The following is a 16,872-nucleotide window of genomic DNA, read 5'->3' on the forward strand; positions in this document are numbered from 1 at the left end:
GTGCCTGCCCGGGAATCCGTCGACGTGGCCGGCCGCGGTGATCGAAGGAGGCGGTGGGCGTGCGGCCCAGGGACGACGACCGTCGCGACGGGCTGGGCGGCGACGGTCGCCGGTCGTCCGGACACGGAGCCGGTCCCCACCAGGACCCGGCGGAACCGAGCCGCACCGCCGAGGCGATCACCGAGGGCATGGGGCGCGCCGGGCCCGGCGAGGTGCCGGGGCGCCTGTGCGAGGTGGCGGTACGGCTGCTGCCGGTGACCGGCGCGAGCGCGTCGCTGCGCAGTGACGGCGTCCCCGTCCAGCTGTGCGCCAGCGGCGATCTGGCCGCCTATCTGGCCGACATCCAGGCCACCCTGGGCGAGGGCCCCTGTGTCGAGGCCACCGAGACCGGCCGGCCCGTGCTCGCCCGCGACCTGGCGGCGGGCCCGGACGCCCGCCGCTGGCCGGTCTACGCCCAGCAGGCCACGGCCGTCGGGGTGCGCGCCGTCTACGCCCTGCCGCTCGGCAACGACTCGGTGTGCGTGGGCACCCTCGACCTCTACCGCGACACCCCCGGCACCCTCACCGGCCCCGAGCTGCACACCGCGCGCCTGATCGCCGCCGTGATGACGGTGGCCCTGATGGCGCTGCCGCACGGCGAGGAGTACGACATCCAGGGCGGCGCCCCCTGGCTGAGCGGCCTGGCCGCCGAGCACGACGAGGTCTTCCAGGCCGTCGGCATGATCATGGCCCAGCTCGGCGTCGGCGCCGACGAGGCCCTGGCCCGCCTGCGCGCCCACGCCTTCGCCCACGGCCGCACCGCCCACGACGTGGCCCGCGACGTCGTGACCCATCGGAAACGGTTCGAACGGGACGGGTGACACCCCGCCCCGCGGGGGCACGGGGCAGCGGGTCAGGCCCGAGGGGGCCGGTTTTCTTGGGGTGCACCGCCCGATGGCCTGGCTGGAGTCACCGGCCGTGACCGACACCACGACGGTGAGCGCGGCCCGGTCCCTCACGGAGGCCAGGCATCGGCCATCACGAAGGAGACGACCGTGCCCCCGAAACGGCTCGGTCCGCAATCCCAGGATGCGGCGACGGAGTCGACCAGGAGAAGACCACGGCCATGGAGGTCGTCGGTGTCCGGGCGTCGGAGGCACACACCCTCCGGGAGGCCCGGGTTGTGCACCTCCACGCGCAGCGAGGTGCCCTCTCGGAACCACTCGACCCGCAGGACCCACTCCTCGTCCGACTGCCCGTGGAGAACGGCGTTGGTCACCAACTCCGAGAGCGCCAGCACACAGTCGTCCACCGAGCAGCGCGGGTCGTACGGTGCGATGAACTTCCGGAACCAGCGTCGGGCCCGAGGGACGGAATCCGGAGTCGGACGCAGGGTCATCGCCCCCAGCCGTGGTGACTCCTCACAGGGATACCGGTCGATCACGAAGCTCATCCGCGTTCACTCCTTGCCGCTGCCGTCTCGATCGGCGCACAGGGGACGGGCGGGACGGTGCGTCCGCAGCGCCGTCGACCAGGACCGGACGCTGACGCGAGGACACGCAGACACCCCACCGCCTCCTGAGGTCGATGACACAACCTCTCTAGACATGAGGAGATTCCCGTACATCTCTAGAGATGTCAATTGGCGCCAGGAAGGGTCCATCGAGAGTGGCCAGTGGTGGCTACGCGCAGCGAGCAAGCCCCTGACCTATGGCCTAAGGTGTCTAGAGAAGCGAGGAGGGTTCCGGAATGGCCACTACCGACGACCGTCGGCCCAAGTACCAGCGGATCGCGGACTCCCTGCGTGAGGCCATCGAGACGGGCGAGTACGGGCCCGGTGATCGGCTTCCGGGGGAGAACGAGCTCATGTCCACGTACGGCGTGGCCCGGATGACGGCCCGACAGGCGTTGAGCGTCCTGCGGGAGGAAGGCGTCGTCGAAGCCCGCAAGGGTGCCGGCGTCTTCGTCCGGGCCTTTCGCCCGCTACGCCGCCGGGGCATCCAGCGGCTGAGTCGCGACCGGTGGGGCAACGGCCGTTCCATCTGGTCGGCGGACGTCGAGAACAGGGCCCTGGAGGTCGACGAGATCACCGTGTCCGAGGAACCGGCCCCCGAACATATCGGCGCCGTCCTGGACCTGGCCGATGGCGAGACGGTGTGCGTGAGGCGCCGGCGTTTCGTCCTCGACGGCAAGCCGGTCCTGCTCGCGACGAGCCATCTCCCCATGTCGCTGGTCGCGGGGTCCGTCGTCACCAGGGAAAACACCGGACCGGGCGGCACGTACGCCAGGCTCGCCGAACGCGGTCACGCGCCGGTGCACTTCCGCGAAGAGATTCGTTCACGCATGCCGTCGAAGGACGAGGCGACGCGACTGAGCATGTCGGCGGGCACCCCGGTCATCCTCATCTGCCGCACCGCGTACACGGCCGAGGGCCGCCCTGTCGAGATCAACGAGATGACCCTGGACGCCTCCTCGTACATCCTGGAGTACGACTTCGACGCAGGCCCGGGGACTGCTCCGGCCGACGACTAGTAGGCATCGACTACGGCCCACAGTCCACCGTCTGTCTTCCGGACAGTCACGTCAGCAACAGTGCAACGCTCGTCTTGCTGCGGTGACGAGGTTCTGCGCCTCAGCGTCGCACGCGGCGGACTCGCGGAGTATTTTCCAGGTCCGCAGATAGGTGTATACGCTCGCCTTGTCGTCGATCCACAACTCCGCATGCCAGTTCTCCACGATCACCTGGCGGTCGTCGTAGATCCACAAAGTGGTGGCCGGGGGAGTGAAGCGGAAAGCGGGATGATCTCCAGCTCGACCGTGTCCAGACCGATGGCTTCTGGTTGACGCCGCCACGACCTGATGCGGGACTCGAAACCCACGGAGACGCACGACCAGTTCGTCGTACGCTCCCGCTGACCGGTTGCCTCCGCCCATTTGCGCAGGTCCTCGGGCGTTGGAGTGCGGTTCAAGCGTGTCCGCATCGTAGACAGACCGCTTGCGCCTGGCCAGCTGAAAGGGGGCCGGGCACCCGTGAGCGCACAGATCGAGCCGGAAACAGTGGGCAACCGTGGTGAACGCGGCGGGTCCCGACGAGGCCGCAACCGACCCTCCGCTCGGGTCAGCACCCACAAGCCGCAGCAGACGGCAGCTTTCCGAGCCCAGGGCTTCGGTCAGCGGATACGCGGTGGCCACAGAACACGTCGTTCTGTACCTTGCCCTCATGACCGACAACCGAAAGGGCAATGCCGCGTAGGCGCCCATCAGCCCTGCGAAGAGACCTTCCTGCCCACCGACTGAGGCAGCGACGGTACCCGTTCATCGACCGCCTTTCCGGGTCTTGCACAGCTGACCTGCGCCGGCTTGAACGGACCCGCTTCTGGCCCGAAGCCACGGAAGAGGCGTTCTGGCATTGGAAGGCCGTGGCCCACGGACCTCTGAGACAACTCGTGGACTCACTCATGGGTCCTGGCTGCGGCAACTGCAGCGTCCTCAAGTGTGGGTGCTACGACATCGACTTCCGCGGCCACCTCGAAGCCGTGATTCACGCCTTGCCGAAGAAGAGTGCGCGTGAGCTGCGCGCCCTTGTATGGGCCCTCGACAGGAAGATTTCAGCCAGAGCCAAGGTGATCCCGACTGACAGCCTGGACGTGCCATGGTGGTGAAGTCAGCTCTAGGATCACGCGCGGCCGGCTCGGTTTCCCATGTTCAGCCACGTTCACTGTCGCCCGGTTGCGACCCGCAGCGCTCCCAGCATCGGCGACCAGCCGCTCGTCGGCAGAGCCCGCGTGCCGAGGCTGCATCGTCATGTGACGTCCACGCTCAGTGTCCGATTCACGCTCTACCTTCCTGCTCCAGCCAACCGCACTCTGACAGCCTGACCGACACGAGCCGGGTGCTCGCCGCTATGGGGATATGACCCGGTGGATGGTGCGCGCACCCTGCTCCGAGCGGCTGGGCGCACGAGTGGGGTCGGCGGGCGAGGGCCGGGTGGGCAACCCGGTCGGGGCAATGCGGACGCGGGTGATGTCTCGTTGACCAGGGCGCGGAGACCCGCCGTCGCACCCGTCTGCCGGTGTGCCGACACGACAAGGTTTTGGAAGGTAAGAGTGATATGAAGCTCAGGAACGCACTCGCCTGCACGTTCGCCGCTTTCGCCGTCGTCGGCGGTGCCACGGGCACCGCTCAGGCGGCCGATGACGACAAGGCGACGTTCGACAACAGCCAGCGGGTCGCCAGCTGCGACATCGTCGAGATCCTCGTCCAGCCGAACATCAACCCCGACGACAACAACGTCGACTGCTCGCGCAACGCCATCGAGCGGGACACCAAGTCGGTGCACATCGTGGGCGGGCCGGCCGGCGCGCTCCTCCCCCTGCTCCCCGGGCACCGCTGACAGCGAGGGAAGAAAGCGAGGGAAGAAATCGGCTCGTGCCGGCCGCCGCCCCGCTGTTAGCGTCCTGTCCATGCAGCCCGTCATGTGCGCCCGCCCGTCTTCGACGACGACGCCGGAGAGTGTCCCGGCGCGCTGACGGCTGTTCCGCAGATGTCCGAAGCCCCGGGGTGAGCGCCCGGGGCTTCGTCGTGTGGTGCTCGCCCTCCCCCTGTACGGCCGTGTCCGGCCGGTACGGCCGTATCCGGCTGTGAGGAGTGCACCGTGCATGACCACCGACGCCTGGGCCGCGACCTGGGCATCTTCGGCACCGACCCCCTGATGGGCGCCGGGCTGCCGTACTGGCTGCCCGACGGAGCGACCGTCCGGCGCATCCTAGAGGAGTACGTCCGCGAGGCGGAACTGCGTGCCGGGTACCGGCATGTGTACTCGCCGGACCTCGGCAAACGCGAGCTGTACGAGATATCCGGCCACTGGGAGCTGTACCGCGAGGACATGTTCCCGCCGATGCGGCTGGGCGCCGAGGAGGTGGTCCTGCGCCCCAGCCTGTGCCCCGCACCACGCGCTCGTCTACCGCTCCCGCGCCCGAAGCCACCGCGAGCTGCCGCTGCGGATAGCCGAGCTGGGCACCATGTACCGGTCGGAACCGTCCGGGGTGCTCGGCGGCCTGACCCGCGTCCGGGCCATCCACCTCAACGACGCGCACATCTTCTGCACCCCCGGGCAGGCGGCCGGTGAGGCCCGGGCGGCCCTCGGCCTGATCCGCCGCGCCTACGCCGACCTCGGCATCCGCGCCGCCCGGTACCGGCTCTCCCTGCCCGGCCCCGGCGGCAAGTACGTCGCCGACCCGGAGCTGTGGCGGCGGGCGACCGCCCTGCTGGAGGAGGCGCTGGACGGACTGCCGTACGACGCCGTGGAAGGGGAGGCCGCCTTCTACGGGCCCAAGATCGATGTGCAGATCGCGGACGCCGCCGGACGCGAGACCACCCTGTCCACCGTGCAGGTCGACTTCCACCAGCCCGCGCGCTTCGGCCTGCGGTACACCGGCCCCGACGGGCGCGGCCGCCGTCCGGTCATGGTGCACCGCAGTGTCATCGGCAGCGTGGAGCGGGCCGTCGCGCATCTGATCGAGGTGCACGGCGGTGCCTTCCCCGTATGGCTGGCGCCCGTGCAGCTGGTGGTGCTGCCGGTCGGCGAGGCGCAGCAGGAGCGGGCGTACGAGCTGGTGGGCGAGGCCGTCGCACGGGGACTGCGGGCCGAGGCGGCCGGGCTCGAGCGGGGCACCCTGGGCGCCCGGATCAGGGCGGCGCGGCTGGTGCCGTACCAGGCGGTGATCGGGGAGCGGGAGGCCGCCGACGGCGATCCGGTGGCCGTACGGCTGCGCGACGGGCGGCGGCCGGGGGCGGTGCCCGGCGCGGAACTGCTGCGGCGGATCGGCGAACGGGCGCGGGAGCGGGGGAGGGAGCTGTGGGGACCCGCGTAAGGTCGCGCTGGAGGGGCCGCGGGCGCCAGGTCCCGCGCAGTCGCTGGAAGGAGCCCTGGCCGTGACGTCCGAACAGCCCATCCCGGTGATCATCGACTGCGACACCGGCATCGACGACGCCCTCGCCCTGTTGTTCGCGGTCCGCCACCCGGGCCTGGACCTGCGCGCGGTCACCTGCGTGGCCGGGAACACGGACGTCGACGGCGTCGTCCGCAACACCCTGACCGTGCTGGAGCAGGCCGGCGCGCCCGGCGTCCCCGTCGCGCGGGGCGCCGAGCGCCCGCTGGTCGAGGAGGTGCGCACCGCCCGGCATGTGCACGGCCGGGACGGCATGGGCGACCTGGGCCTGCCCGCCCCCGCCCGCACCGCGGCCGACGTGGACGCGGTGACGCTGCTGCGCCGCGAGATCCTCGCCTCGCCGCGCCCGGTCACCCTCATCCCGATGGCACCCCTGACCAACATCGCCCTGCTGCTGCGCACCCACCCCGAGGTCACCCGCAACATCGAGCGGATCGTGTTCATGGGCGGCGCGGTGGCCACCGGGAACGCCACACCGGTCGCCGAGTTCAACGTCTGGCACGACCCGGAGGCGGCGGCGGTCCTGCTCACCGCCGGGGTGCCGATGACCATGTACGGGCTGGACGTGTTCCAGCGGGTCGTCGTCCCCGGGGCGGATGTGACGCGGCTGCGCGGCAGTGCGGAGCCGGGGGCCCGGCTGGCGGGCGAGCTGCTCGCCCACCGAGGCCCGGCCACCGACGAGGCGGAGCCCGGCGGCGGCCTCGGTGACGCGGGCGCGGTCTGCGCGGTCGTCGACCCGGAGGGCCTGACCACGCAACTCCTGCCGGTCGAGGTGTCGTTGGCCCCCGGGCCGGCGCGCGGTCAGACGGTCGTCGACCGCCGGGCCCGCCCCGGCGAGTCCGAGATCCACCAGGGCGGGCGGGAGCAGACGCTGGTGGACGTGGCCCTCGGCGTCGACGTGGAGCGGTACGTGAAGCTGTACCTGGCCGCCGTGGAAGGGCCGTAAGCGAAGGGCCGTACGGGGGGGAGCCGTACGGGAGGAGCCGTCACGTGGTGCCGGGCGGGCCCCGGGTCCGTTAGGACGCCGGGGAAGGGGGCGTGGACGGCGAACGCCCCGGAGGGGCTCCGGGGCGTTCGGGTGCGGGCCGGGCCGTGCGTCAGGAGCGGGCCGCGCGGCGGCGGCGCGTCGCCAGCACGATGCCGGCGCCGCCCGCCAGCAGCACCGCCGCGCCGATGGCGATCGGCAGGGTGTTGCTGTCGGCGCCGGTCTCGGCCAGGTCGCCGCTGCCGCCGTTCGGCGTGGCGGAGGGGGCCGCCGCGGCCGGCGCGGAGGCCGAGGCGGACGGGGTCTGGCCCGCCGGGGCCTCGGAGGAGGGCGCCTGGCTCGACGGGGTGTCGGCCGACGGCGTGCCGGCCGGGCTCTCCGACGCCGGGGCGCTGGGCTCCGGCGTGTCCGCCGGCGCGGAGGACTCCGGGGCCGACGGCTCGGGCTCGGGCTCGGCGGGCGGCTGGCCGGTGCCGGCCGTGCAGTCCTTCGTCCCGCCGTTCCAGGCGGCGATCAGCTTGTCCTTGATGACGGAGCCGTCCGGGCCCTTGGGCAGCGGGCCGTGCTCGAATCCGTCGTTCGCGTCCAGCTTGCCGTCGTACCGGACCGCCCCGCGGTACAGGTCGATCTGCGCGTAGCAGCCCGCGTCCGGCACCGCGATGTCGAGGGAGCCGGTCTCGCCGGGCTTGACCGTCACGGTGTCGAAGTCGACGAAGACCTGCTCGCCGGAGGTGGCGAAGGTGGGGCCGTGGGCGAGGTAGGAGGCCAGGGAGGCCGTGCAGCTGGCGGCGTCGCCGGCGGCGCGGACCTTGATGTGGACCTTGCCGTCCTCGGTCGGCTTCAGGTTCTGGTCGTCGACCTTGACCGAGTCGGAGAACGTGGTGCCGTCGAGCGAGAACTGGCAGCGGTCGGTCTGGGTGACCGTGCCCGCGCCCGTCCCGGGCTTGTAGCCACCGCCGGAGCCCCAGCCGTCGCCGCCCGGCTTGCCGTGGGCGAAGGCCCCGGAGGCGGAGGCGACGGACGCGGCGCACAGGGCGAGGCTCGCGGCGCCCGCCCCCAGCAGGCGGCGCACGGTGACACGTCTCGCTATGGACATGCGGTTCCTCTTCTTGGCGTGTGCAGTACCCGGGCGACGGCGGCGGGCAGCGGACAACGCGCGGGCCGGCCGTACCGGGGCTGAGTGGTCGAAGAAAACCGGACTCACCAATCTCCTGAGTCACAGTCAACCCCATGGTGGGCGTGGGCGATCACCCCTGTCAACCTGCGGTTATGTTAAAGACGTTCACAGGTCTGCACACTTTTGCCACACCGGGACCGAACCGTTCCGCAAGGGGCGCGTGTTCACTTTTCCGGCGTTGTGGACAGATTTCATGCTGTCGCCCGCACGCACCGCAGAGGAGACCGCGTGACCGTCCGCACCACGACGCCCGGCCCGCCCGACCTGTCGTCCCAGGATCCCCGCTGGTGGCGGCAGGCCGTCATCTACCAGATCTATCCGCGCAGCTTCGCCGACGCCGACGGCGACGGGCTCGGAGACCTCCGCGGCGTCACCCAGCGCCTGACCCATCTGGCCGCCCTCGGCGTCGACGCGCTCTGGCTCAGCCCGTTCTACCCCTCCGAACTCGCCGACGGCGGCTACGACGTCGAGGACTACCGGGACGTCGACCCGCGCCTGGGGACCCTGGACGACTTCGGCGCCCTGGTGGCCGAGGCCCACCGCCTCGGCCTGAAGGTGATCGTCGACCTCGTGCCCAACCACACCTCGCACCGGCACGTGTGGTTCCAGGAGGCCCTGAACGCCGGGCCCGGCTCGGCCGCCCGCGACCGGTACGTCTTCCGCGACGGGCGCGGGGAGCGCGGCGAACTCCCGCCCACCGACTGGCAGTCCGTCTTCGGTGGCAGCGCCTGGCGGCGGGTGCCCGACGGGCAGTGGTACCTGCACCTGTTCACCCCCGAGCAGCCCGACCTGAACTGGGAGAACGAACAGGTCCAGGCCGACTTCCGCACCACCTTGAAGTTCTGGTCCGACCGGGGCGTGGACGGCTTCCGCGTCGACGTCGCCCACGCGCTCGCCAAGGACCTGAGCGAGCCCCTGCGCGACCTCGGCTCACCCGAGCTGAGCAGGGAGGCGGCCCTGTCCGGGTTCGAGCCCGGGACCCACCCCTTCTACGACCGCGACGAGGTGCACGAGATCTACCGCGACTGGCGGAAGATCCTGGACGCCTACACCCCGCCCCGCATGGCGGTCGCCGAGGCGTGGGTGCCCGGGGCCCGGCGCGCGCTGTACGCCCGCCCGGACGAGCTGGGGCAGGCGTTCAACTTCGAGTACCTCCAGACCCGCTGGGACGCCGGCGACCTGCGGCGTGTCATCACCGCGTCGCTGGCCGAGGCGTCGGCCGCCGGCGCGTCGGCGACCTGGGTGCTGTCCAACCACGACGTCGTCCGCCACACCTCCCGCCTGATGCTGCCCGAGGGAACGGACGACAACGCCTGGCTGCTGTCCGGCGGCCACGCCCCGGCGGTCGACGAGGCGGCCGGCCTGCGCCGGGCCCGGGCCGCGACCCTGCTGATGCTGGCCCTGCCCGGCTCGGCCTACGTCTACCAGGGCGAGGAGCTCGGCCTGCCCGAGGTGGCCGACCTGCCCACCGAGGTGCTCCAGGACCCGATCTGGGAGCAGACCGGGCACGTCCGCAAGGGCCGCGACGGCTGCCGGGTGCCGCTGCCGTGGACGACGACCGGGCCGTCGTACGGCTTCGGGCCGGGCGGGTCCTGGCTGCCGCAGCCGCCCGCCTTCGCCGCGTACGCCGCCGAGGCCCAGGACGGGGTGGCGGGCTCCACCCTGGAGCTGTACCGCACGGCCCTGCGGCTGCGCCGCAAGCTGCTCGACGGCGAGACGCTGGCCTGGGCGGACGACGCCCCGCCCGGCGTGCTCCAGTTCGACCGCTCCGACCGCTGGCGCTGCGTCGCCAACCTCACCGGCGCGGCGGTGTCGCTGCCCGCCGGGGAGGTGCTGGTGACCAGCGCGCCCCTGGAGGACGGACGCCTCGGCCCGGACACCACCGCCTGGCTGGCCCTGTAGGTCTCCACGGGGGTGGGGGACCGGGCCCCCGCCGTGCCGCCGTGCCGGGGCGCGGTGGGGGCCCGGCCGCCGTCAGGCGCTCGGTTCCGGAGCGCCGGGGGCCGGCTGCGGGTGGCCGGCCGACTCCAGCAGCGGCGCCGTGTGCCGCTCGGGGCGGTGGGTGCCCTCCGCCGGCACCCGGCTGCGGGGGGCACCGGGGGAGCCGGACAGGGGGACGGGCCGCCGCGCCGCGAGCCGGCCGACCCAGCGCCGCCCGCAGTACGGGCACGGGGGCGCCCCTTCGGCGGTGTACGGGGACGGTACGGCCGTGTTGTCCCGGGAGAAGTACTCCCACTCCTGGCCCTGGTCGTCGAGGTGGCGCTGGACGTCGTAGTCGGCGCTCCAGCGGTGCCAGCACGACCCGCAGGTGAACTCGACACGCTCCACGGCAAGCTCGGTGATCGTCACTGCGGCACACCTCCGATCGGACGGACGGACGTCGGTCGCTTTCGGACGCGGGACGCGCCCCGGGAGCGGGCTCACGGGCTCACGGGGCCGTCGGTCAACGCTTTACCCCGCCCGACCCCGCGTTGACAAGTGCGGTGCGGGGCCGGCCCGGGGGCGGCCGCTCGCCGTCCCCGGCCGGTTCCGACCCGGGGGTCAGCAGCGCACCGCGCGGGCCACCTCCGCTCGCACGTCGCCGGAGAGGGCGCGCGTGCCGAAGCGAGGCCGCCCCTGGTCGCACCCTTCACGCCGGGCGGCGCTTCACCGCCCGTGAACATCGGCGTCCCGGGCGGGACGGCGGGGCCGCCCGGCCGACGGGGGGCACCCCGGCGCCATGCCCGGGCGTCACACCCCGGGGGGCAGCCCGCCGCCGCCGAAGGAGCCGCTGGAGCCCGGGATCCAGCGGCGCCGCTGCTGGTCCTTGCCCCGCCGGGTGCTGGCGGGATGGAGCTGGTACGGCATGAGCCGTCCGCTCCCGTCCACCACCAGGGGCACCTCGTCCGGCTCCCGCATCTCCCGTTCCTCGCGGACGGGACCGGTGGCGGGGAGCTTCGGCTGTTCTTCAGGACGGGGGCGTTCCAGTTCCTGCTCCATGACCCGCATGCCGACACGGACGGCCCAGATCAGCGCTCCGGCGATCACCAGCCCACCGATGAAGGCCGCGGTCATGTTGAGCGCGTGCTCGGATGAGGCCGCCAGTCCATACATTGCCGTACTCATGTTCTGATTATTACCTCAGAATTGCTAATAAACGCCCTAAATGTCCGAATAATTGTGAGGCGGGCCGGGCCCGCGTGCCGGGCGGTGCCGCACCCGTGGGTCCCGGTCCGCCGGGCGATTGAGGCGCGGGGAAGGCTGGTACCCGGCGGGGGAGCGGCGGCCCGGCCACGGCCGCGGGCCCGGCGTCCTCCCGCGCGCGGGGCCACGGCCGCCGCGGGCCCCGCGTCGTCCCGTACGCGCCGGCCGCCGTCATCCGCCGTCATCCGCCGTCATCCTGGAGGGATCCCGTATGAACCTGCCGCTGACGGTCGACGCCCGCGACCACGGTCTGGCCGGGGACGGCACCACCAACGACCAGCCGGCGCTCCAGAAGCTGGTGGACGCGCTGGGCGACGCCTGCGCCGCGGACGGCCGCCCCCGGACCGTCCGGGTCCCCGCCGGCCGGTACGTGATCCGGGACCGGCCGGTGCTGTGGCGCAGCGGCGTCTCGCTGATCGGCGCCGGGCGCGGCACCACCTGCTTCGAGCTGTGCAACCCCGGCGCCCCGGCGTCCCCGGTGCCGCTGGCCTGGTTCACCACCGCCCAGCACGGCGCCGGACCGGACGATCACATCGCCGACGTGACCTTCGCGCACTTCGAGATCGACGGTTCGGGCGTGCGGACGCCGGAGTACGACGTCCTGGCCAAGGGACTCGGCCTCCAGTACGTGCTGCGGGGCCGCTTCAGCGACCTGTGGATCCACGACACGGCGGCCACCGGCTTCGGCTGCGACTTCCTCCAGGACACCGTCGTCGAGGGCCTGCTCGTCGAGCGGTGCGGGCGGCAGGACTGCGGCGATCAGATGGGCGGCGCGGGACTCGGCATCGGCGTCGGCGGCTGGGGCCCGGTCGAGCGGCTGGCGGTGACCGACTGCACGGCCACCGGCAACGGCACCAACGGCATCTTCCTGGAACTCCAGCAGGACCACTGGACGCCGCCGCGCGGCATCCGCATCACCGCCTGCCACGCCGAGGACAACCGCTTCGGCATCTCCGACTGGGGCGCCGACGGGCTGCTGGTGACCTGCTGCACCCTGATCGCCAACCACCAGGCCGGGTTCGACGTGTCGTCGCAGGGCACCACGAGCATCGGCGGGCGCGGCGGCACCGTCACCGGCTGCCTCATCGACGGCAACGCCGGCGACGGGGTCGCCCTCGGCAACACCCCGGGCTCCTACGCCTTCCGCGGCAACCGCATCAGCAACAACGGCCGGTACGGCTACTGGCAGCACAACCTGGCCGGCGGCGACCAGGAAGCGGCCACCGACATCGTCCTGGAATCCAACGACATCCACGACAACGGCCTCGACGGCGTCCGCCTCGACGCCCCGCTGCGCGAACCGGCGATCCTCGGCAACCGCGTCCGGAACAACGGACGCCGCGCCGCGCCGGAGGCCCACGGAGACGGCGCGGGCGTCCGCCACACGGCCCGGACGCTGACCGACGACAACGCCGACTGGCCCGTGGGCGGCCACCGCGGTAAGGAGGTCACGGTGGGCGGGCGGAGCGCCGTGGTGCTGGACAACACGGCGACCGACCTCCTCCTGGCCCCGCACCGCCCCGGCGCCGCCACGGCCTGGCCCGGCGGCACACCCGCCCCCGGCACCGCCTACCGCCTCCCCGCCGCCCCCGCCCCGCGCGCCGGCCTCACCGCCGCGACGGCCGTGACCCACCCGTACGTCCACGGCAACCGGATCCGGGACGACCGGCACCCCCGCACCCAGACCCACGCCCTGTGGCTCACCGGCGACTCCGCCTGGACCGCCGGCCGGGTCTCCGGCAACGACTTCACCGGCAACGCCTCCGCCGCCACCCGCTTCGACTCGGCCCCCCACGGCGGACGCTGGCGGGACAACGACGGCTGAGCGGCCGCCCGCGCCGGGCGGCGGCCGCCACCCGGCTCCGTCCCGGGCGCGGGCGCCGCGCCGCGTCACACCAGGGCGGCGTTTGCGGGGTGCGCCCGCGGGGGAACAACCGGCCAGATCCAGCCGTTCTCACAGGCAGCGGGTATCACTTTGCCCGCCCTTTACCTTCCCTTACCATGGGTTCCGACCCATCGACCCCGTTAAAGGAGTCCCGTTCCGCAATGGAGCCTCCCAGTACCAGCCGTGCCGGCCGTGTCCGGTCCCGCCCGCGGCCCGTGCCGCCCGCTCGTGAGGAAGCGGGGGTGGCACGGTGACCGAGGTCCTACTGCTCCTGCTGGCCCTCCTGCTCACCCTGGCCTGCGCCCTGTTCGTCGCGGCCGAGTTCTCGCTGACCACCGTCGAGCGCGGTGACCTGGAACGCGCCGCCGAGGCCGGTGAGCGCGGCGCCGAGAGCGCGTGGAAGGCGGTACGCCGCCTGACCCTCCAGCTGTCCGGCGCCCAGCTCGGCATCACCGTCACCTCCCTGGTCATCGGCATGCTCGCCGAGCCGTCACTCGCCGTGCTGCTGCGCGGCCCGCTGGCCGCGCTCGGTCTGGGCGGCGCCGCCTCCTCGGTGGCGACCGTGCTGGGCGTGGCCCTCTCCACGGTCGTCCTGATGGTCATCGGCGAGCTGGTGCCCAAGAACTGGGCGATATCCCGGCCGCTGGCGGTCGCCAAGGTGGTGGCCGGCCCGCAGCGCGGTTTCACGGCCGCGTTCGGCCCGTTCATCACGCATCTGAACAACACCGCGAACCGCTTCGTGCGCCGCTTCGGCCTGGAGCCCGCCGAGGAACTGGCCTCGGCCCGCACCCCCGAGGAACTGGTCGCCCTCGCCCGGCACTCCGCCGCCGAGGGCGCCCTGGAGGCCGACAGCGCCGAACTGTTCGTACGGACCCTGCACCTGGGCGAGCTGACCGCGGAGAACGTGATGACGCCGCGCGTGGACGTCAAGGCCCTGGAGGCCCACGCCACCGCCGCGGACGCGGCCAACCTCACCCACGCCACCGGCCTGTCCCGCTTCCCGGTCTACCGGGACAGCCTGGACGAGGTCATCGGCACCGTCCACATCCGCGACGTCCTCGCGCTGCCCCCGCACCGCCGGGCGGACACCCCCGTCACCGAGCTGGCCACCGCGCCGCTGCTGGTGCCCGACAGCCTGCCCGCCGACCGGCTCCTGGAGCGCCTGCGCGCGAGCCGCACGATGGCCGTCGTCATCGACGAGTACGGCGGCACGGCCGGTGTGGCCACGGTCGAGGACATCGTCGAGGAGGTCGTCGGCGAGGTGCGCGACGAGCACGACCCCGTCGAGGCTCCGGACCTGCTGCCCGCCCCCGCCGGCGCGGACGGCCGCGCGGCCTGGGAGGCGGACGGCTCGGTCCGTATCGACCGCCTCGCCGGCATCGGCCTGACCGCGCCGGAGGGGCCCTACGAGACGGTGGCGGGACTCATCGCCACCCACCTGGCCCGCATCCCCGCCAAGGGCGACGTGATCGACCTGGACGGGTGGCGGCTGGACGTCCTCGACGTCGAGCACCACCGCGCCGACCGCGTCCGCATCACCGCGCCCGCGCCCGCTTCCGGCGGTGCCGCGTCCGGCGGTGCCGCGTCCGGCGGTGCCGTGGGCGGCCGGGTGGTCGGCCGGCCGGTCGGCCGGCCCGCCGCCGAGCGGGCGGAGGTGGCCCGATGACCGCGGTGCAGCTCCTCATCGGCGCCCTGACGCTGGTGACGAACGCGTTCTTCGTGGGCGGCGAGTTCGCCCTGATCTCCGTCCGCCGCAGCCAGATCGAGCCCCGCGCGAGGGAAGGCGACAAACGGGCCCGGATGACCCTGTGGGGCCTGGAGCACCTCTCGGCGCTGATGGCCACCGCGCAGCTGGGCATCACCGTCTCCTCGCTGGTGCTGGGCGCGGTCGCCGAACCGGCCATCGCGCACCTGCTGGAGCCGGCGTTCGAGGCGGTGCACATGCCGCACGCCCTGGTCCATCCCGTCGCGTTCGCGATCGCGCTGGCCCTGGCGACGTACCTGCACATGCTGATCGGCGAGATGATCCCGAAGAACATCGCGCTGGCCGCCCCGGCCGCCACCGCGCTGCTGCTCGGCCCGCCGCTGGTCGCCCTGACCCGGGCGCTCAAGCCGGTGATCTTCGGCATCAACGCCTTCGCCAACGCGCTGCTGAGACTGCTGCGCGTGGAGCCGAAGGACGAGGTGGAGGCCGTCTTCACCGACGACCAGCTGGCCCGTATGGTCGTCGACGCCAGCGAGGCCGGACTGCTGACGCCCGCCGACGGCGAACGCCTGCGGGACGCGCTGGAGCTGGGTACCCGCCCGGTCGGCGAGATCCTGGTGCCGGTGCACCGGATGCGCACGGTCGACCACACGATCACCCCGGCCCGGCTGGAGCGCCTGGCCGCCGAGGCGGGCTACTCCCGCTTCCCGGTGACCGGCCCCGAGGGCACCCTGCTCGGCTACCTCCACATCAAGGACACCCTCGGCATCACCGACCGGGACCGTCCCTTCCCGCGCGGCGCCCTGCACCCGGTCACCCACGTCCGCCTCGACACCCCGCTCGACGACACCCTCACCGCGCTGCGGGGCATGGACAGCCATCTGGCCGCGGTGACCGGCGAGACGGGCGCGGTGCTCGGTTTCGTCACGATGGAGGACGTCCTGACCGAACTGGTGGGCCCCGCGCCGGTGGCGACCCCGAACTGACCCGGGCGCCGGAAAAGGGGGAGGGGCGGCCGGTTCCGCCGGCCGCCCCTCCCCCGTGTCGCCGCTTCCGCCGCTACAGCAGGTTGTAGATCTGGAACCCGTGGCCGATCTTGACCGGCTTCTCGAACACGGCCGCGGCGTTACCCGTGCCCGAGTACCGGTACAGGTCGCCGTTCGGCTGCCGGGCGACCAGGTCCGTCCTGCCGTCGGCGTCGAGGTCGCCGACCGACAGCAGCCGGTCGTAGACGTTCCAGCCGCCGCCGATCCTCGTGCGGGTGGCGAAGGGGGCCTTGTAGTCGCCGGTGCCCTGGTAGAGCCACAGGACGCCGGACGTGTCCCGGGCGACGATGTCGGACGTGCCGTCGCCGGTCAGATCGCCCTGGCCGGCGAGCTGGGTGTACTGGCCCCAGCCGCCGCCGATCCGCGTCCGCGTGGTGAGCGTGCCGTCCGGGTAGGCGAGGTATCCCCACAGCACCCCGGCCTCGTCGAGGCCGATGAGGTCGGCCTCCGGGGCTCCGCCGAGGTCACCGGGGGAGAGGATCGTGGAGTAGATGTTCCAGCCCTTGCCGACCTGGCTGCTGTGGTACCCGAGGTCGTCGTCGATGTAGCTGTAGTTCAGCCTGCCGTCCTTGTAGACGTACCAGGTGCCGTCGCCGTACCCGTCCTTGTCGTTGTCGACGTCGATCACGTCGGCGAAGGCGTCGAAGCTCACCTCGACGGGCTCCCGGGGCCCGAAGCCGCCCTGGCGGTCCGGGAAGTACAGGTAGAGGTAGGCGCTCTGCTTGTCCACCGCCCGCATGGAGAAGCTGGGCGTCTCCACCGTGCCGGCCGCGCGGGCGCTCACCCCCGCGGCCTGGGCGTCCCGGGCGCGCAGCTCGGCCCTGGCCGCGGCCCGCGGCCGGTCGGTCCCGGCGGGGTCGCCGGCGGCGAGGGCCGTGCCCGCCGCGGTGGCCAGCACGGCCGTGACGGCGGTGGCGGTGAGGGCGCCCCGGAGCGCACGGCGACGTCGGGTGCTGATCAT

General features: G+C 73.0%; 13 protein-coding genes and 2 pseudogenes. 9 read left to right on the forward strand and 6 right to left on the reverse strand.

The features are described 5' to 3' along the window. Window positions 1–176 precede the first annotated feature (176 nt). Window positions 177–860: a GAF and ANTAR domain-containing protein gene (locus AB0L74_RS06780; RefSeq protein WP_365646721.1), complete on the forward strand. Its 684-nt coding sequence runs from the start codon at window positions 177–179 to the stop codon at window positions 858–860. 134 nt (window positions 861–994) lie between these two features. Here the strand turns inward: AB0L74_RS06780 and AB0L74_RS06785 are convergent, their stop codons facing one another. Further along, window positions 995–1,432: an ATP-binding protein gene (locus AB0L74_RS06785; protein WP_365646430.1), complete on the reverse strand. Its 438-nt coding sequence runs from the start codon at window positions 1,430–1,432 to the stop codon at window positions 995–997. A gap of 296 nt (window positions 1,433–1,728) precedes the next feature. Here AB0L74_RS06785 and AB0L74_RS06790 point away from each other — a divergent pair, with 296 nt between their 5' ends. Next, window positions 1,729–2,511 carry a GntR family transcriptional regulator gene (locus AB0L74_RS06790; RefSeq protein WP_365646433.1) on the forward strand — a complete coding sequence of 261 codons (783 nt, stop codon included), beginning with the start codon at window positions 1,729–1,731 and terminating at the stop codon, window positions 2,509–2,511. A 51-nt stretch (window positions 2,512–2,562) separates the two neighbouring features. On the opposite strand, the pseudogene AB0L74_RS06795 reads toward AB0L74_RS06790, so the two are convergent. Then, window positions 2,563–2,942, reverse strand: a pseudogene (locus AB0L74_RS06795) (Scr1 family TA system antitoxin-like transcriptional regulator); the annotation flags it as partial. Between the two features lie 1,148 nt (window positions 2,943–4,090). Between AB0L74_RS06795 and AB0L74_RS06800 the strand changes: the two are divergent. The 3 genes and pseudogenes from AB0L74_RS06800 to AB0L74_RS06810 all read left to right on the forward strand — a co-directional run bounded on the left by AB0L74_RS06800 (window position 4,091) and on the right by AB0L74_RS06810 (window position 6,876). Continuing rightward, window positions 4,091–4,372 carry a hypothetical protein gene (locus AB0L74_RS06800; protein WP_365646436.1) on the forward strand — a complete coding sequence of 94 codons (282 nt, stop codon included), beginning with the start codon at window positions 4,091–4,093 and terminating at the stop codon, window positions 4,370–4,372. A gap of 261 nt (window positions 4,373–4,633) precedes the next feature. Further along, window positions 4,634–5,852, forward strand: a pseudogene (gene thrS / locus AB0L74_RS06805) (threonine--tRNA ligase). Between the two features lie 55 nt (window positions 5,853–5,907). Further along, complete coding sequence (locus tag AB0L74_RS06810; protein ID WP_365646724.1) at window positions 5,908–6,876, forward strand: nucleoside hydrolase; 969 nt, start codon at window positions 5,908–5,910, stop codon at window positions 6,874–6,876. Between the two features lie 151 nt (window positions 6,877–7,027). On the opposite strand, the gene AB0L74_RS06815 is transcribed toward AB0L74_RS06810, so the two are convergent. Continuing rightward, complete coding sequence (locus AB0L74_RS06815; protein ID WP_365646439.1) at window positions 7,028–8,011, reverse strand: LAETG motif-containing sortase-dependent surface protein; 984 nt, start codon at window positions 8,009–8,011, stop codon at window positions 7,028–7,030. Between the two features lie 309 nt (window positions 8,012–8,320). Here AB0L74_RS06815 and AB0L74_RS06820 point away from each other — a divergent pair, with 309 nt between their 5' ends. Then, the gene (locus tag AB0L74_RS06820) at window positions 8,321–9,994 is read left to right on the forward strand and encodes an alpha-amylase family glycosyl hydrolase (RefSeq protein WP_365646442.1); all 1,674 of its coding nucleotides are present in this window, start codon (window positions 8,321–8,323) and stop codon (window positions 9,992–9,994) included. A 72-nt stretch (window positions 9,995–10,066) separates the two neighbouring features. Here the strand turns inward: AB0L74_RS06820 and AB0L74_RS06825 are convergent, their stop codons facing one another. Then, complete coding sequence (locus tag AB0L74_RS06825) at window positions 10,067–10,441, reverse strand: hypothetical protein (protein WP_365646444.1); 375 nt, start codon at window positions 10,439–10,441, stop codon at window positions 10,067–10,069. A gap of 381 nt (window positions 10,442–10,822) precedes the next feature. Continuing rightward, window positions 10,823–11,197: a DUF6479 family protein gene (locus AB0L74_RS06830; RefSeq protein WP_029385106.1), complete on the reverse strand. Its 375-nt coding sequence runs from the start codon at window positions 11,195–11,197 to the stop codon at window positions 10,823–10,825. Window positions 11,198–11,486: 289 nt separating this feature from the next. Between AB0L74_RS06830 and AB0L74_RS06835 the strand changes: the two genes are divergently transcribed. The 3 genes from AB0L74_RS06835 (at window position 11,487) to AB0L74_RS06845 (ending at window position 15,851) form a co-directional block, all read left to right on the forward strand. After that, a complete protein-coding gene (locus AB0L74_RS06835; protein ID WP_365646446.1) occupies window positions 11,487–13,100 on the forward strand; it encodes a right-handed parallel beta-helix repeat-containing protein in 1,614 nt (537 codons plus the stop codon). A gap of 310 nt (window positions 13,101–13,410) precedes the next feature. Then, complete coding sequence (locus tag AB0L74_RS06840; protein ID WP_365646448.1) at window positions 13,411–14,826, forward strand: hemolysin family protein; 1,416 nt, start codon at window positions 13,411–13,413, stop codon at window positions 14,824–14,826. Continuing rightward, window positions 14,823–15,851: a hemolysin family protein gene (locus tag AB0L74_RS06845; RefSeq protein ID WP_365646450.1), complete on the forward strand. Its 1,029-nt coding sequence runs from the start codon at window positions 14,823–14,825 to the stop codon at window positions 15,849–15,851. Before AB0L74_RS06840 ends, AB0L74_RS06845 begins: the two co-directional genes overlap by 4 nt. Window positions 15,852–15,924: 73 nt before the next feature. Here the strand turns inward: AB0L74_RS06845 and AB0L74_RS06850 are convergent, their stop codons facing one another. Beyond that, complete coding sequence (locus tag AB0L74_RS06850; RefSeq protein WP_365646453.1) at window positions 15,925–16,872, reverse strand: VCBS repeat-containing protein; 948 nt, start codon at window positions 16,870–16,872, stop codon at window positions 15,925–15,927.

Origin of the sequence: Streptomyces sp. NPDC052020, assembly GCF_040680575.1 — a bacterium.
Classification (GTDB): Bacteria; Actinomycetota; Actinomycetes; order Streptomycetales; family Streptomycetaceae; genus Streptomyces.

Coding starts and splice junctions, on each gene's coding strand:
- AB0L74_RS06790 (WP_365646433.1), top strand. CDS start 1,729: ATGGCCACTACCGACGACCGTCGGCCCAAGTACCAGCGGATCGCGGAC.
- AB0L74_RS06815 (WP_365646439.1), bottom strand. CDS start 8,011: ATGTCCATAGCGAGACGTGTCACCGTGCGCCGCCTGCTGGGGGCGGGC.
- AB0L74_RS06830 (WP_029385106.1), bottom strand. CDS start 11,197: ATGAGTACGGCAATGTATGGACTGGCGGCCTCATCCGAGCACGCGCTC.
- AB0L74_RS06835 (WP_365646446.1), top strand. CDS start 11,487: ATGAACCTGCCGCTGACGGTCGACGCCCGCGACCACGGTCTGGCCGGG.
- AB0L74_RS06800 (WP_365646436.1), top strand. CDS start 4,091: ATGAAGCTCAGGAACGCACTCGCCTGCACGTTCGCCGCTTTCGCCGTC.
- AB0L74_RS06785 (WP_365646430.1), bottom strand. CDS start 1,432: ATGAGCTTCGTGATCGACCGGTATCCCTGTGAGGAGTCACCACGGCTG.
- AB0L74_RS06845 (WP_365646450.1), top strand. CDS start 14,823: ATGACCGCGGTGCAGCTCCTCATCGGCGCCCTGACGCTGGTGACGAAC.
- AB0L74_RS06850 (WP_365646453.1), bottom strand. CDS start 16,872: ATGATCAGCACCCGACGTCGCCGTGCGCTCCGGGGCGCCCTCACCGCC.